The organism is Kitasatospora sp. NPDC052896 (assembly GCF_044547075.1).
GTDB lineage: Bacteria > Actinomycetota > Actinomycetes > Streptomycetales > Streptomycetaceae > Kitasatospora.
Map to the genome: position 1 here is coordinate 14,465 of NZ_JBITZU010000028.1, position 13,749 is coordinate 28,213.

A 13,749-nucleotide genomic window follows, 5' to 3' on the forward strand; every position below is an offset into this window, starting at 1 on the left:
TCCCGGGCGTTGTCAGCGGTCCGATGGAGAATCGCCGCATGGAGATTCGGATCGAGGGCCACCGGCTGCCGGGCCGCTCCTGCGCGCCCGGGCCGGGCTTCCCGGGCGCCGGGAACGTCCATGTCGCGGTGCAGCGCCGGGACCGGCGGGACGAACTGCTCGACCCGCAGCCGGGGGACGCGGCGGCGGTCGGCTGGACGCTGCCCTGCACGGTGGCGGCCGGCCTCGGCGGGGTGGAGCTGCGCGGGCCGTACGTCCAGGGGAGCCCGGGTGAGCGCTTCGTCTACCTGTCCTGGGGCGAGCTGGCCGAGGGCGGGGCGTTCGGCATGTTCCGCCGGGCCAAGCTGCTGCTGGGCGCGGTCGACCCGGCGGTGCTGGCGGCGGCCGTGGCGTCCGGGCGGCTGCTCGGCCGGCTCGCGCTCACCGACGCGAAGGGGCATCCGCTCTGTGCCCGGGTGGTGCCACCGCTGATCACCTGGTCGGCGGCGGAACCCGGCTGAGCCCACGGCGGCGCCACTGACCGGCTGTCACGCACGGTCGCCGGCCGGACGTCTAGGCTCGGGGCGACCACGTTCCGCCGACGCTCCACCGACCCGGGAGGCGACACCAGCGTGACCAGGCCCCCTCTTCCGCACGACTTCCAGCGGCCCGTGCCCCCGTTCACCGTGACCAGCACCGACGTGCCGGACGGCGGCACCCTCGGCGAGGCACAGGTGCTGGCCGGTGGGGACACCTCGCCGCAGCTGAGCTGGAGCGGGTTCCCGCCGGAGACCAAGAGCTTCGCCGTGACCTGCTTCGACCCGGACGCCCCGACCGGCAGCGGCTGGTGGCACTGGGTGCTCTTCGACCTCCCCGCGGACACCACCGAACTGCCGACCGGGGCCGGCAGCGGCGACTTCCCCGGCCTGCCCACCGGGGCGGTCCACGCGCGCAACGACTACGGCACCAAGAACTTCGGCGGCGCCGCACCGCCGGCCGGCCACGGCCCGCACCGCTACGTGTTCACCGTGCACGCGCTGAGCGTGGAGAAGCTCGGGCTGGACTCCGACACCTCGGCCGCGGCGATCGGCGGCACCCTCGGGTTCCTCGCGGTGGGCCGGGGCGGCGTCATCGCCGAGTACGAGAACAGGTAGCACGGCGGACGGCACGGCCCGGGCGGACCGGCGCCCGCCCGGGCTGTGCCGGGCGGTCCCGACCGTCTCGGACGGACCCGCCCGGACGAACCGGCTCAGACGATCAGGCCGAGCGGCAGGATCAGCGCGATGGCCACCACCGAGATCACCGTCTCCATCACCGACCAGGACTTCAGGGTCTGCCCCACGCTCATCCCGAAGTACTCCTTGACCAACCAGAAACCGGCGTCATTGACGTGCGAGAAGAAGAGCGAGCCGGCACCGACCGCGAGCACCAACAGCGCGGTGTGGGTACTGGACATCCCGGCCGCGAGCGGAGAGACGATACCGGCGGCGGTGATGGTGGCCACCGTGGCGGAGCCGGTGGCGAGCCGGATCAGCACCGCCATTCGCTGTTCGCACACCCTGTTGTGACCTGCCGAGATGATTGGGTGATCTCGATCCGTAGCTTCTGAGCCGTGTGCTTCGGCTACCGAATGACGGGGATCCGTCCGCTTCGCCAGTCATCGAGCCGCTTACGGATGCTGGCGACCATGGGCAGCGCGTCCACGTCGCTCGGGGTGAACCAGGCGACTTCGAAGGACTCGTCCGAGGTTCGGAGGGTGCCGCTGATGGCTCGTCCGAGCAGGCAGATGGAGAACTCCTGGCGGACCTCGCCGTCGTCGTACGCGAAGACGTGGTTCGGGTTCGTGTAGGTGCCGACGATCCCGGTGATCTCGATCTCGATCCCGGTCTCCTCGCGAGTCTCCCTGATCCCGCACCCTGCGAGCGACTCGCCCAGCTCCATCTTGCCGCCGGGCAGTGCCCACATGCCGTTGTCGGTCCGCCTGTGCAGCAGGACACGGCCCGTCTCGTCCACCACGACCACCGAGGCGGCCGGAACCAGACTGTTGGGCTCGGGTGCATTCGGGTCGTTCTCGTAGTCACGCCTGGCCACGCTCGGCCACCTCCCAGATGTCGCGTCCCCGGCTCCACAGCTCCTCGACGTGATCGGCGAAGCGGTCGAACATGCCATCAGGCTGACTGCGCCTCAGGTGGAGCATCGGTGAGTCATGGCCGACCCGCCGGGCGAGGATCGGCGTCACGATCATCTCATCGTCGAACCGGAAGACCGATAGGTTGACGTGACCGGTCTCGAACCGGCCCTCGATGTTTCCGACCTCCCGAAGTCGGTGCAGCTCACTTACCGTCACTGCAATGCGGGTGGACAGCGTGAGCGGCACACCTTCCTCCTCCTCGCGGGCTCTGGTCACGGGGCTGTCCGGGTCGCCGATCAGAAACCGTACCCGGCACCCGGATTGGGCCTTGCGGCGGAGTGCGCCGGCCAGGTTGGCCTGCTCCAACCACAGGAAGTAGTTGGTGTAACCGGCGAACGTCAGTTCCTTTTGCGCCTTGGTGATCAGCGAGCGCCAGAGGGAGGCCGGTGCGGCTGAGCGGTATGGGAAGACCTGGAGGACCTCGCGATCAGGTCCCGTCTTGAGTGCGGAGCGGACGGCGGTGGGCCACAAGGCGGCTTCCTCCTCACCTAATGCCTCGCAGGCCGCCCATCGATGTCGGGCGTGGGGAATGCGGGTTGGATCAGCGATCCAGCGACTGACGGTCTTGGCATCGACGCCACATGCCTCTGCGAGCTCTGTCTCCGTCATCTTGGCATTCGCCATCGCTCGCCGGAGAGCGTGGTTCATGGTTCGCCTCCTACGCCCGTGAGGGACGGGACGAACCATAACGGCAAAGTGTCCCAAACGTCCCGCAAACACAGTAGGAACGCCCTGACGTGGGGTGGAACATCGGAGTGTGATCGAGAGCTGTCGCTCCTCGCCCGGCGATTTCCGCCTCGGCTGCCCCTGGAGAGCGTTCGAGATCTTCACCCAATGGCCTGCCACAAGGGGACTTCGACGTGCCCGAAACGCTTGAATCACCACCGACGCATACGTGCTGGCTCCCGCGCCATCGGAAGTCCGTTGGTCTGGCTCGGGGTCTGCTCAGGGAGTACCTGGATGAGGTGATGGATGGCGAACGGCTGCTTGATAGCGGTGAGTTGGTGCTGTCCGAGCTTGTGACGAATGCGATTCTGCATGCGCGAACGCCGCGTGGGCGTCTCATCGCGGTGCAGTTCGCGATGGCGGGCGACTGCCTGCGGGTCGAGGTACATGACGCGAGCAGCGTGCGGCCCGCCGTGCGGGAGGTCGGCACGCTGGGTGTCGGCGGCCGGGGGTTGTACCTGGTCATGTCGATGTCGCAGCAGTGGGGTTGCTGTCCACGAACGCCCGGTGTCGGCAAGATCGTTTGGGCTGTCGTGCCCCCGGCTCGGAGTGGGTGCTGACTGTGCGGACGGAAATCGGTCCAGTGACGGTAGAGGTGCCGGACATCACGAAGCCTGCGACGTTCGCGCGTATCGCGGACGCACTGGCGGCGGCATGGCAGTCCCTGCAACCGCTCTCGCTGACCAAGATCGAGCGCCGGTGGCTGGAGTGCATGCTCACGAGCCCGGAAGCCAAGCTCGTTGCCGCTGAGAGCTTCGAGCGGTTCGGGGAGTGGGTCATGCCCTTCCAGATCGGGGGCGTCTCCCATGAGCTACGGATGCGCCCGGTCTCGGCAGTCGCTGCCGTGGGGGCTGGCAAGGAAGTGCAGCCGTCGCATGACGGCCGGGCCACCTCGCCTGATCCTCGATGAGCTGGCCACGGTCGGTTGGCATTGCCCCCTGATCGGCCGTGTCCTTGGGCCCGGGCGTCTTGTGGTGAGCGCGCCCGGCCCCCAACCGCCCTGAGGGGCGACAAGTGAAGTGCTGAGGCGAAGCGGTCGAACAGGCCTTCAGGCCCGCTTCGCTGCAGGCGGAGCATCGGTGAGACGTGGCCGGCCGGACGGGCGGGGATCGGCGTCACGATCATCCCGTCGTCGACCGGAAGACTGACGAGGTTTCGGACGATCCGGCTCAGACGATCAGGCCGAGCGGCAGGATCAGCGCGATGGCGACCACCGAGATCACCGTCTCCATCACCGACCAGGACTTCAGGGTCTGCCCCACGCTCATCCCGAAGTACTCCTTGACCAACCAGAAGCCGGCGTCGTTGACGTGCGAGAAGAAGAGCGAGCCGGCACCGACCGCGAGCACCAGCAGCGAGGTGTGGGTACTGGACATCCCGGCCGCGAGCGGGGAGACGATGCCGGCCGCGGTGATGGTGGCCACCGTGGCGGAGCCGGTGGCGAGCCGGATCAGCACCGCGATCAGCCAGCCGAGCAGCAGCGCCGAGACGTGCAGCCTGCCGGCCCAGTGACCGACCGCGTCGCCGACCCCGACGTCGACCAGGGTCTGCTTGAAGCCGCCGCCCGCGCCGACGATGAAGACGATGCCGGCGATCGGGCCCAGTGACTGCTCGACCGTCCGGGATATCCCGGCCTTGCCGAAACCGGCCGCCCGACCGAGCGTCACCATCCCCAGCAGGACGGCCGCGAGCAGCGCGATCAGCGGCGAGCCGGCGAAGTCGAAGATCCGCTGGAGGGTGGCCTTCGGGTCGTCGACGACCACGTCGGTCAGTGCCTTGCCGAGCATCAGCACGACCGGCAGCAGGATGGTGGCGAGCACCGCGCCGAACGCGGGGGTGTGCTCACGCTGCTCGGCGGGCGCCGGAGCGGGGGCCGCCGGAAGCTCCAGCGGGCCGACCCAGCGCTCGGCCACCCGGGCGAAGAGCGGTCCGGCGATCACCAGGGTCGGCACCGCGACCAGCAGGCCGAGCGCCAGCGTGATGCCCAGGTCGGCCTTGAGCGCGTCGACCGCGACCAGCGGGCCCGGGTGCGGCGGGACCAGGCCGTGCAGCACGGAGAGCCCGGCCAGCGCGGGGACGCCGACCCGGATCAGCGACAGGTTGCCGCGCCGGGCCACCAGCAGCACGATCGGCACCAGCAGCACCACGCCGATCTCGAAGAAGAGCGGCAGCCCGAGCAGTGCCGCGATCAGCGCCATCGACCAGGGCAGCGACCGCGGCCCGGAGCGGGCCAGCACGGCGTCCGCGATGCTGTTCGCGCCGCCGGAGTCGGCGAGCAGCCGCCCGAGCATCGCGCCGAGCCCGATCAGCAGGCCGACGCTGGTCACGGTGGCGCCGAAGCCGGTGGAGAAGCTACTGGTCAGCTGGTCGAACGGGGCGCCGGCGAGCGCGGCGAGCAGCCCGGAGCCGAGCGTCAGGGCGAGGAAGGGGTGCAGCTTCAACCGGGTGATCAGCAGCACGATCGCGCCGATGCTGAGCACGGCCGCGAGCAGCAGTTGCCCGTCGCTCCTGGTGTGCGGCAGCGCCGGTGGGGCGGCGAGCAGGGCGGTGAGGGTCACGCGAGGTCTCCATTGACGGGCCGCAGCAGGGCGACGGCCTTCTCGACGAGTTCGTGGGGGTCCGGCCTGGGTTCGCGCTCGCTCCCGACGTCGAGCACGGCGCCGTGCTCGTCCGGCTGGAGGGGTTCCAGCAGCGCGTACTGGGAGGCGAGCAGCGAGGCCGGCATGAAGTGGCCGGTGCGGGCGGCCAGCCGGTCGGCGACCAGCCCGCGGTTGCCGTCCAGGTGCAGGAAGAACGCCGTGGGGCAGGCCGCGCGCAGGGTGTCGCGGTAGCGGCGCCTGAGGGCGGAGCAGGTGACCACGCCGCCGGTGCCGGCCCGACCGCGCTCCGCCAGCCACCCGCCGAGGGTGTGCAGCCAGGGGGCGCGGTCCGCGTCGTCCAGCGGGATGCCGGCCGACATCTTGGCGATGTTGGCCGCCGGGTGGAAGTCGTCGGCCTCCGCGAACGGGAGGGCCAGGCGGTCCGCGAGCAGCCGGGCGACGGTGGTCTTACCGGCCCCGGACACGCCCATCACCACGATCAGCGGCTTGGCGGCGGGGGCGGACGGCTGGTTCGGCTGGTTCTCGGCGCTGAGAGCCACGGGTTCTGCTCCTGGAGGGTCGTGCCAGGGCGCGTCCGGGGCGGGCGCGACCTGCGTGACGTCACTATCGCACGCAAAGGTATGACTTATTCAAGAGGTCGACATCAAATCGTCATATCAATATGGTCGGGATGGCCGGGTCCGGCCGCCCTGGTGGAGCGCCGCCCTCTAGGCTGGCCGGATGGACATCCAGGGGCTGCCCGGCCGACTGCTCGCCGAACTCGGACCGGCGATCGCTTCCGGCGAGCTCCCCGAGGGGGCGGTGCTGCGGATCGAGGAGCTGGAGGCCCGGTTCGGGGTCTCCCGCACGGTGGTCCGCGAGGCGGTGCGGGTCCTGGAGTCGATGCGGCTGGTGGCCTCGAAGCGACGGGTCGGGATCACCGTGCAACCGAAGTCCGGCTGGGACGTCTTCGACCCACTGGTGATCCGCTGGCGACTGGCCGGCACCGACCGGGCGGCCCAGCTGCGCTCGCTGGGCTCGCTGCGGGTCGCCGTCGAGCCGGCCGCCGCGGCGCTCGCCGCCCGGCTCGCCACACCCGACCACTGTCGCGAACTGACTTCCCTGGCAGTCGAGTTGACGGTCACCGCACGGGCCGCCGACCTGGCCGCGTTCCTCCGCCACGACATCGCCTTCCACGCGACCGTGCTGCGCGCCTCCGGCAACGAGATGTTCGCCCACCTCGGCGACACCGTGGGCGCGGTGCTCACCGGGCGCACCGAGCACGATCTGATGCCGCACCAACCCAGGCCCTACGCCGTGCAGTTGCACCGCGAGGTGGCGGAGGCGATCTGCGCGGGCAACGCCGAGACGGCCGAGCGGGCGATGCGCACCATCGTGGTCGGCGCGCTGGAGGAGCTGGACGCCACTCTCGGCTGACGCCTCGTTTGCCGGCGGGAGGGGCGGGCAGTCAGTGGGACGGGGGTGCGCAGGACACCTCGGAGCAGCGCGGGGAGTGGCCGATGTCCGCTGGACGCCGACGAATGCCGGACGAGGTGCGGGCGGCCGCCGTGCGAACCGGGCTCTTCCTCGCGTTCGTGCTGGTCGCGCTGACCGTGGCGACGCTGGCCTCGCTGGCGCACAGCTGGCTGCTCACCCCGGCCCTGCTGGTCACCGGAGTGGGCGTGTTCGGCATCGTCTGGTGCCTGCTGGAGATCGTGATCAGCCGCCAGATCGCGGCCCAGCGCCGCCGCGGCCCGGGGCGTGACTCGCCGGTCGCGGGCAGCCGGGACCCCTGGTCGGGCCGCTGAGCGACCGGCCGGCACCCGGCAGGTGCGGCCCGGCTCCCCTCACTCCCCCAACGCCGTTGACGGCGTGCGCGGTTCGGCGTCCATCCGGCGACCCGGCACTTCCGGCGGGCCGGCGCCCCGGCCCCCGGCAGGGGGTCGCCGGGCCGTCCGGCCAGGACCTCGGCGAGCCGGTCGACGTGTCGCCCGCGAACCGTTGTGACATGGATTACTCCGGCGCGATCGGCCGCCCGGTTCCTCTCGACGTTCATTATCTTCATGTTAAGAGGAACTGACGAAGGGTTCGATGATGAGCTCCACTCGTGAACGAGTCGGCACCGCCGTCACCCCGACCGGGCTCACCGCCACCGCGCGGGCCTGGCGGACGGCGGGGATCGCCCTGCCGCGTCCGAAGGAGGGTGGCCGGTGAACACCACGGTGGCGGTAGCGGGCGGCGGCCCGGTCGGACTGGCCACCGCCGCCTTCCTGGAGGCGGCGGGCGTGCGGACCGAGGTGTTCGAGCGCAACACGGAACCGAGCCGCCACTCCAAGGCGATCACCGTGCACCCGCGCACACTGGAGGCGCTCGCTCCGCTGCGCACCGGAGGCGGGCGCCAACTGACCGAAGAGTTGATCGAGTTGGGCCGGGCCACCCGGTGGGCGCACTTCGCGCTGCTGTCCGGGCTGCTGGACTACTCCGGCCTGCCCACCCCGTACCCCTACGTGCTGATGGTCCCCCAGGCGGTCACCGAACGCGTGCTGGCCGGGCTGCTGCGCGAGCGCGGGGTACCGGTGCACTACGGACGCGAGGTCACCGGGTTCGAGCAGCACGCCGACGGCGTGCGGGTACGGCTCGGCGACGGGTCGGTCCGCGAGGCCCGCTACCTGGTGGGCGCCGACGGCGGCCACAGCACGGTGCGCCGGCTCGCCGGCATCGACTTCCCCGGCGACCCACCGAGCGCACTGGGCTTCGTCGCCGATGTCGAACTCGACCAACCACCCTCCGGCGTACAGCACTTGTGGTTCCACGAGACCGGTTCGGTCAGCGTCGTGCCGCTGCCCGGCGACGCCTTCCGGGTCTTCGGCATCGACCGGGCGGACACCAGCCTGGCCGCCGACGTGATCCGGGCCCGGCAGGCCCAGCCACTGACGCTGGACGAACTGCGGGCCACGATGGTCCGGATCGCGGGTACCGACTTCGGCCTGCGCACCGCGCAGTGGCTGTCGCGTTCCAGCGACAGCACCCGGCGGGCCGCCCGCTACCGCGTGGGCCGCGTGCTGCTGGCGGGCGACGCCGCCCACGTCCACCTGCCCGCGGGCGGACAGGGCCTCAACGTCGGACTCCAGGACGCCGCCAACCTGGCCTGGAAGCTGGCGGCCGAGATCCACGGCTGGGCGACGCCCGCCCTGGTCGACGGCGACCTCGGCTACGACCGCGAACGCCGTCCGGTGGCGGAGCGACTGGCCGCCAACACCCTCGCCCAGGGCGCGCTGATGCACAACTTCACCCCGGCGGGCGCCGCGCTGCGGGCGCTCTTCCACGATCTGATCGAACGCGACGGCGACGCCGCGCGGGAACTGACCGGCTGGCTGTCCGGGCTGGGCCTGAGCTATCCGCAGCCCGACGGCGCCCATCCGCTGGACGGCACCAGGGCCCCCGACCTGTCACTGGAAGGCGGCACGCTGTTGGGCACGCTGCGCCCGGACCGCTTCCTGCTCGCCGACTTCACCGCCGACCACGCGTTCGCCGCGCAGGCCGGGCCCCGGGTGGAGGTGCGGCGCGCGAAGCCGGACCCGGGGGCGTGGTCGGCGCTGGACGCGGTACTGGTGCGGCCCGACGGGTACGTGGCGTGCGCCGCCGACGCGTCCGCGGGCCCCGACGGCATCGCGACGGCGCTGCGCCGGTGGATCGGCGGACCGTCGCGGACCGTGGACGGCTGATCTCCGGAAAAGTGCGGAGCGGGGGCGTGGCCGGTCAAACCGTGCGGCAGGTCACCTGTGATCGACGCCCAGCGAGAACCGGGAGCGAAAAACTCGTGGAAATCTCACGGCTGGGCGCGGCGACGGCGCCGTGCGCCTCGCGTGGAGCCGGCCGCCGGTGGCGGGACCGGGGCCCGAATCGGCCGGGATTCTTGACGGGCGACGCCACGGAGAATGCCAAGGGGCCCGTACCGTGCACTGCGTGCGGTGCGGGCCCCTTGCTGCCAGGCGGGTGCCGTGGCAGAAAAACTACAGCGGGCGAATGTTCTCGGCCTGCGGGCCCTTCTGACCCTGCGTGACGTCGAACTCGACCTTCTGGCCCTCGAGCAGCTCGCGGAAGCCGTTGGCGTTGATGTTCGAGTAGTGGGCGAAGACGTCAGCGCCGCCACCGTCCTGCTCGATGAAGCCGAAGCCCTTCTCCGCGTTGAACCACTTCACAGTGCCATTAGCCATAAAAAATTCTCCTTCAAGGGGCTCTCCGGAGTCCGCACTGCGCGGACCCCGAGTCGCCGCGATGATCACCCGCCCGGGAAAAGTCCGGGAAACAAAAATGCGCCTGCGGTCACAACCAGCAGGCGCACACAGAGTTCATGGGAACCACAACTGCAACATTTACGACTGTAGCAGGGTCCGGACCGGAACAGGGGATTTTTCCCGACCGTGTCGGCAGCACTTTCAGCCCAGCCACACCGCGACGCCCGGGTGCACTGCCCACAGCCGCGTTTTGGGCGCATACTGGCAGCGATGACGAAACCAGCCGCGCCCCGGCGCCACCTGCCCACCAGTCCCTTCCGCGCCGTCGTTCCACCGCCTCCCAAGCAGTTCGCCGTCGGAGACCGAGTGACCCACGACCAGTACGGTCTGGGCCGAGCCATCGCCGTCGAGGGCGCCGGCGAGACCGCGGTCCTGGTGGACTTCGGCTCGCATCAGAAGCGGATCTCGCCGCCGTACGCGAAGTTGTTCAAGCTCTGAGGGCGGCGTCAGGCTCAGCCCGGCGCGGCGAGGTCGAGCGTCCACAGCAGTCCCGCGGACTCGGCCGCGGTCCCGACACCCGCGTCGGTGAACCGGCAGTCGAGCAGGTTCCGCTGGTGGATCGCCCCGTCCATCCAGTCGCTCAGCACCGTGCCCGGTGACCTCGTGTCCCGGTCGAGGTTCTCGCCCCACGCACTCCACTGGTAGCCGGCGGCCGATATCCGGCTGTCGGGCTGGCCGCCCTGCTGGTCGGTGTGGTCGAAGTAGCCGTTGGCCGCCATGTCGGCGGAGTGCTGCTGGGCCGCGGCGTGCAGTCGCGGATCTATCCGCAGTGGCCGGCAACCGGCCTTGGCCCGCTGGGCGTTGATCAGTTCGACGAGCTGCTCCTCCAGGCCCGTCGGCGCGGCGGACCCGGTCGCCCGGGTGGCCGGTGCCGTGTGCTCGGGCGTGCTGGACGGGGACGCGGGAGCGGCCGGAGCGGCGCTGGACCCGGGGGCCGGTGACGGCGGTGGACTCGGCACGGCGGCCGTCGCGGACGTCGACGGTGGGGCCGCGCTCGACCGGGCCGGCCCGGTGCCGCCGGTTGGGCCGCCGAGCCAGTGCAGGGCGCCGAACACGGTCGCGGTGAGGGCGAGCGTGCCGGCCAGGTGGAGGGGCCGGCGTCCGCCGGTCCTGCGGTGCCCGCGCGCCGACCCGGGACCGGCGTGCCGGCCCGCGGTGGCGGCGAGGGCCGTGAGGTGGCGTGGCAGGGGCACCAGGGCGAGGCCGGCGAGCAGCCCCTCGACCGGCACCAGCTCACGCTGGTGCCCCGAGCAGGTGGGGCAGGTCCGGACGTGCCGGGCCATCCGTTTGCGCCACAGCGCGGCCGGCCGCCCGTCCCACGCCGAGGTCAGCGCCGACAGCTCGGCACACGGCGGGTCGGCGGCGAGCGCACGGACCACCAGCCGGCCCACCTCCAGCTGTTCCTTCATCCGCTGCACCCGCACGGCGGCGTGCTGCGGCGGGATGCCGAGGGCCGCGACCAGCTCCGCCCGGGTGAGTTCGCCCGCCGCCTCCAGCCACCACAGCGTCAGCAGGTCGCGCTCACGCTCGTCCAGCCACCGGGTGGCCTCGGCCACCTCCCTGCGCTGGCCCGACAGCCCGAGCCGCAGGATCGTCAGGTCCACGAAGTCCGAGCCGGGGTCGGCGGCCTCGGCCAGCTCGTCCAGCGCCGGTACCGGCGAGTTCTGCCGGGCCGACCAGCGCCGGCGCACCTCGTTCATCGCGATCGCCACCAACCAGGACCGGAACGAGGAGGGCTCGCGCAGGCCCTCCAGGCCGCCGACGACCCGGAGCATGGTGTCCTGCACCACGTCGTCCACATCGGCGTGGCCGTTCATCGCCCGGCCGACGACGTTGTAGACCAGCGGGAGGTACGCGGTGACCAGCTGTTCCCGGGCCACGGCGTCACCGGCTCTCGCCGCGATGACCGTCTCCGGTCCGCCTCCGTCGTCCACGCGCATCCGCCGCCCCCACTCACCCGACCCCTGCCGCCCGTGCCCGGGAGACCCCACGCGGCAGCTCATCCGACAGGAAGAGATCCTCGCAGTTCGGCACGGCCACCCCGACCGGGGCAGCGAGACCGGTGCGGTGACCGGCGCGACCGTGGCCGGCGGCCCTCCCCCGACCGGACGCCGGACCTGGTCCGGCTCGGTCCGAGCCGCCCCTTCCGCCGAAGGCGCCGTGCGCCTACGACTTGGCTTCCAGCTGCGCGTTCACCTTCGCGAGCGCCTCGTGCAGTTCGTTGTGCTGCGCGGTGAGCGCCTCGAAGTTCACCATCAGCTGCTCCAGCAGCTCCCGCGAGCGGACGTCCGTCTCGAAGTCGTGCTGGGCCAGCTCGCTGGAGATCTGGTCGCTGCGCTTGGCGGCGATCAGCAGGATCGCGCCCTGCATGGCCGCCAGACAGGACAGCACCAGGTTGAGCAGGATGAACGGGTACTTGTCGAAGCCGTGATTTCCGTTGAAGCCCATCCACGCGGCGAGGAAGACCAACGAGCCGAAGACGAAGGTCCAGGAGCCCATCCCGTTGCGCATCTTGTCGGCGGCGCGCTCACCCAGGGTCAGTTCGTCGTCGCTGCGCACACCGGGGTGACGGCGCCAGCGGTGCAGGGTCCTGCGCGCCGTCTCGGTGGCGGCGGATATCGGCTGAGTACTCATGGCGGGGCATTGTGCCAGGCGATTCCGTGAACTCTGCCGGGCGGGGGGGCCGGTGCCCAAGCGGAGGTGTTCCGTTCCGCTTCCGGGGCCTCCTGGCCCGACCCGCCGGTCATCCGGAGCCGGGCCCCCGGTCCGGCCGCCGGGCGGGGCCGGACCAGGGATCGTCACGGACCGGGGTCAGGCGTCGGCGCCGACCACGGCGCGGTACTGGACCGGCCAGCGGCGTTCGGCGCCGAGGGTGCGGGCGGCGTACTGGGGCCAGTAGGGGGTGCGCAGCAGTTCGCGGCCGAGCAGGATCACGTCGGCCTGGCCGGCGGCCAGGATCGCCTCGGCCTGCTCGGGCTGGGTGATCAGGCCGACGGCACCGGTGGGCAGACCGGTGGCGGCGCGCACCTGGGCGGCGAAGGGGACCTGGTAGTCGGGGGCCACCGGGATCCGGGCACCGGCGGTGAGGCCGCCGGTGGAGACGTCGAGCAGGTCGACGCCGGCGGCCTGGAGCTCCTTGGCGAGTCGGACGGTGTCCTCGCCGGTCCAGCCGTCCCGCTCCTCCTCGGCGTCCTCGGTCAGCCAGTCGGTGGCCGAGGTGCGGAAGAGGACCGGCAGCTCGGCGGGCCAGACCGCGCGGACCGCGGCGACCACCTCCAGCGCGAAGCGGATCCGGTTCTCGAACGAGCCGCCGTACTCGTCGGTGCGGTGGTTGGCGGCCGGGGAGAGGAAGGAGTGGACCAGGTAGCCGTGCGCGCCGTGCACCTCGACGGCCTGGAAGCCGGCGGCCAGCGCCCGGCGAGCGGCGTCCGCGAAGGCCTGGACGATCTCGGCGATCTCCGTGGTGCTGAGCGCGTCGGGCTCGGGGTAGCCCTCGAAGGCCAGCGGGCTGGGGCCGACGGTCCGCCAGCCGCCCGCGTCCGGCTCGAGCGGTGCGCCGCCGCCCCGGCGGCCCGCGGTGGAGGCCTTGCGGCCGGCGTGGGCGAGCTGGATGGCGGGCACCGAGCCGTAGCTCCTGATCGCCTCGGTCACCCGGGTCAGGGCCTGCTGCTGGCGGTCGTTCCACAGGCCGAGGTCCTGCGGGCTGATCCGCCCCCCGGGGAGCACCGCGGTGGCCTCGACGATCACCAGGCCGGTGCCGCCGGCCGCGCGGGAGGCCAGGTGGGTGAGGTGGAAGTCGGTGGCGACGCCGGTCTCCGGCCCCTCGCCGGCGGCCGAGTACATGCACATCGGCGCCATCCAGACCCGGTTGGGAATGGTCAGCTCGCGCAGGGTGATCGGCTCGAACAGGGCAGACACGGTGGACTCCTCAGGGGCAAGACCCGATATGTACGAGGGAAACCGTACTACGACTTCA

17 protein-coding genes and 1 pseudogene are annotated in these 13,749 nt (G+C 71.7%); 9 read left to right on the top strand and 9 right to left on the bottom strand.

The window, feature by feature from the left end; genetic code table 11:
* Nucleotides 1–38: 38 nt before the first annotated feature.
* Together ACIGXM_RS32590 and ACIGXM_RS32595 are read left to right on the top strand one after the other, a co-directional pair.
* A complete protein-coding gene (locus ACIGXM_RS32590) occupies nucleotides 39–500 on the top strand; it encodes a DUF5990 family protein (RefSeq protein ID WP_396567309.1) in 462 nt (153 codons plus the stop codon).
* A 111-nt stretch (nucleotides 501–611) separates the two neighbouring features.
* Nucleotides 612–1,133, top strand: coding sequence for a YbhB/YbcL family Raf kinase inhibitor-like protein (locus ACIGXM_RS32595; RefSeq protein ID WP_396567311.1), 522 nt, complete (start codon nucleotides 612–614; stop codon nucleotides 1,131–1,133).
* Between the two features lie 95 nt (nucleotides 1,134–1,228).
* On the opposite strand, the pseudogene ACIGXM_RS32600 reads toward ACIGXM_RS32595, so the two are convergent.
* The 3 genes and pseudogenes from ACIGXM_RS32600 to ACIGXM_RS32610 all read right to left on the bottom strand — a co-directional run.
* Nucleotides 1,229–1,522 (bottom strand): annotated as a pseudogene (locus tag ACIGXM_RS32600) (gluconate transporter); the annotation flags it as partial.
* 80 nt (nucleotides 1,523–1,602) lie between these two features.
* Entirely contained in the window at nucleotides 1,603–2,070 is a 468-nt protein-coding gene (locus ACIGXM_RS32605; RefSeq protein ID WP_396567313.1) for an NUDIX hydrolase, read from the bottom strand.
* Nucleotides 2,057–2,818 (bottom strand): DUF5919 domain-containing protein, encoded by a 762-nt coding sequence (locus ACIGXM_RS32610; RefSeq protein ID WP_396567315.1) that lies wholly within the window; start codon nucleotides 2,816–2,818, stop codon nucleotides 2,057–2,059. Before ACIGXM_RS32610 ends, ACIGXM_RS32605 begins: the two co-directional genes overlap by 14 nt.
* A gap of 212 nt (nucleotides 2,819–3,030) precedes the next feature.
* Here ACIGXM_RS32610 and ACIGXM_RS32615 point away from each other — a divergent pair, with 212 nt between their 5' ends.
* Nucleotides 3,031–3,456, top strand: coding sequence for an ATP-binding protein (locus tag ACIGXM_RS32615; RefSeq protein ID WP_396567317.1), 426 nt, complete (start codon nucleotides 3,031–3,033; stop codon nucleotides 3,454–3,456).
* Between the two features lie 23 nt (nucleotides 3,457–3,479).
* Nucleotides 3,480–3,806, top strand: a complete 327-nt coding sequence (locus ACIGXM_RS32620) for a hypothetical protein (protein ID WP_396567319.1) — start codon at nucleotides 3,480–3,482, stop codon at nucleotides 3,804–3,806.
* Nucleotides 3,807–4,065: 259 nt separating this feature from the next.
* On the opposite strand, the gene ACIGXM_RS32625 is transcribed toward ACIGXM_RS32620, so the two are convergent.
* Both ACIGXM_RS32625 and ACIGXM_RS32630 read right to left on the bottom strand, forming a co-directional pair.
* Complete coding sequence (locus ACIGXM_RS32625; protein ID WP_396567321.1) at nucleotides 4,066–5,454, bottom strand: gluconate:H+ symporter; 1,389 nt, start codon at nucleotides 5,452–5,454, stop codon at nucleotides 4,066–4,068.
* Complete coding sequence (locus ACIGXM_RS32630) at nucleotides 5,451–6,035, bottom strand: gluconokinase (protein WP_396567323.1); 585 nt, start codon at nucleotides 6,033–6,035, stop codon at nucleotides 5,451–5,453. The genes ACIGXM_RS32625 and ACIGXM_RS32630 overlap by 4 nt, the downstream gene beginning before the upstream one ends.
* Before the next feature lie 181 nt (nucleotides 6,036–6,216).
* Between ACIGXM_RS32630 and ACIGXM_RS32635 the strand changes: the two genes are divergently transcribed.
* The 4 genes from ACIGXM_RS32635 (at nucleotide 6,217) to ACIGXM_RS32650 (ending at nucleotide 9,200) form a co-directional block, all read left to right on the top strand.
* Nucleotides 6,217–6,912 (top strand): FadR/GntR family transcriptional regulator, encoded by a 696-nt coding sequence (locus tag ACIGXM_RS32635; RefSeq protein ID WP_396567325.1) that lies wholly within the window; start codon nucleotides 6,217–6,219, stop codon nucleotides 6,910–6,912.
* 83 nt (nucleotides 6,913–6,995) lie between these two features.
* Nucleotides 6,996–7,283, top strand: coding sequence for a hypothetical protein (locus tag ACIGXM_RS32640; RefSeq protein ID WP_396567327.1), 288 nt, complete (start codon nucleotides 6,996–6,998; stop codon nucleotides 7,281–7,283).
* A 283-nt stretch (nucleotides 7,284–7,566) separates the two neighbouring features.
* Entirely contained in the window at nucleotides 7,567–7,689 is a 123-nt protein-coding gene (locus ACIGXM_RS32645; protein ID WP_396567329.1) for a hypothetical protein, read from the top strand.
* Nucleotides 7,686–9,200 (top strand): FAD-dependent monooxygenase, encoded by a 1,515-nt coding sequence (locus ACIGXM_RS32650; protein WP_396567331.1) that lies wholly within the window; start codon nucleotides 7,686–7,688, stop codon nucleotides 9,198–9,200. Before ACIGXM_RS32645 ends, ACIGXM_RS32650 begins: the two co-directional genes overlap by 4 nt.
* Before the next feature lie 288 nt (nucleotides 9,201–9,488).
* On the opposite strand, the gene ACIGXM_RS32655 is transcribed toward ACIGXM_RS32650, so the two are convergent.
* Nucleotides 9,489–9,692: a cold-shock protein gene (locus tag ACIGXM_RS32655; protein ID WP_099897249.1), complete on the bottom strand. Its 204-nt coding sequence runs from the start codon at nucleotides 9,690–9,692 to the stop codon at nucleotides 9,489–9,491.
* Nucleotides 9,693–9,983: 291 nt separating this feature from the next.
* Between ACIGXM_RS32655 and ACIGXM_RS32660 the strand changes: the two genes are divergently transcribed.
* Nucleotides 9,984–10,211 (top strand): hypothetical protein, encoded by a 228-nt coding sequence (locus tag ACIGXM_RS32660; protein ID WP_396567333.1) that lies wholly within the window; start codon nucleotides 9,984–9,986, stop codon nucleotides 10,209–10,211.
* Nucleotides 10,212–10,225: 14 nt separating this feature from the next.
* Here the strand turns inward: ACIGXM_RS32660 and ACIGXM_RS32665 are convergent, their stop codons facing one another.
* The 3 genes from ACIGXM_RS32665 to ACIGXM_RS32675 form a co-directional block, all read right to left on the bottom strand.
* On the bottom strand, nucleotides 10,226–11,713 hold the full coding sequence (locus tag ACIGXM_RS32665; RefSeq protein WP_396567335.1) for a sigma-70 family RNA polymerase sigma factor: 1,488 nt from the start codon (nucleotides 11,711–11,713) through the stop codon (nucleotides 10,226–10,228).
* A 226-nt stretch (nucleotides 11,714–11,939) separates the two neighbouring features.
* Nucleotides 11,940–12,407, bottom strand: a complete 468-nt coding sequence (locus tag ACIGXM_RS32670) for a DUF1003 domain-containing protein (protein WP_396567337.1) — start codon at nucleotides 12,405–12,407, stop codon at nucleotides 11,940–11,942.
* Between the two features lie 177 nt (nucleotides 12,408–12,584).
* Nucleotides 12,585–13,691, bottom strand: a complete 1,107-nt coding sequence (locus ACIGXM_RS32675) for an NADH:flavin oxidoreductase/NADH oxidase (RefSeq protein WP_396567339.1) — start codon at nucleotides 13,689–13,691, stop codon at nucleotides 12,585–12,587.
* Nucleotides 13,692–13,749 lie beyond the last annotated feature (58 nt).

Bases quoted from the DNA above. Each gene is read 5' to 3' on its own strand.
- ACIGXM_RS32670 (WP_396567337.1), bottom strand. From the start codon at position 12,407: ATGAGTACTCAGCCGATATCCGCCGCCACCGAGACGGCGCGCAGGACC.
- ACIGXM_RS32645 (WP_396567329.1), top strand. From the start codon at position 7,567: ATGATGAGCTCCACTCGTGAACGAGTCGGCACCGCCGTCACCCCGACC.
- ACIGXM_RS32640 (WP_396567327.1), top strand. From the start codon at position 6,996: ATGTCCGCTGGACGCCGACGAATGCCGGACGAGGTGCGGGCGGCCGCC.
- ACIGXM_RS32660 (WP_396567333.1), top strand. From the start codon at position 9,984: ATGACGAAACCAGCCGCGCCCCGGCGCCACCTGCCCACCAGTCCCTTC.
- ACIGXM_RS32655 (WP_099897249.1), bottom strand. From the start codon at position 9,692: ATGGCTAATGGCACTGTGAAGTGGTTCAACGCGGAGAAGGGCTTCGGC.
- ACIGXM_RS32635 (WP_396567325.1), top strand. From the start codon at position 6,217: ATGGACATCCAGGGGCTGCCCGGCCGACTGCTCGCCGAACTCGGACCG.
- ACIGXM_RS32665 (WP_396567335.1), bottom strand. From the start codon at position 11,713: ATGCGCGTGGACGACGGAGGCGGACCGGAGACGGTCATCGCGGCGAGA.
- ACIGXM_RS32610 (WP_396567315.1), bottom strand. From the start codon at position 2,818: ATGAACCACGCTCTCCGGCGAGCGATGGCGAATGCCAAGATGACGGAG.
- ACIGXM_RS32590 (WP_396567309.1), top strand. From the start codon at position 39: ATGGAGATTCGGATCGAGGGCCACCGGCTGCCGGGCCGCTCCTGCGCG.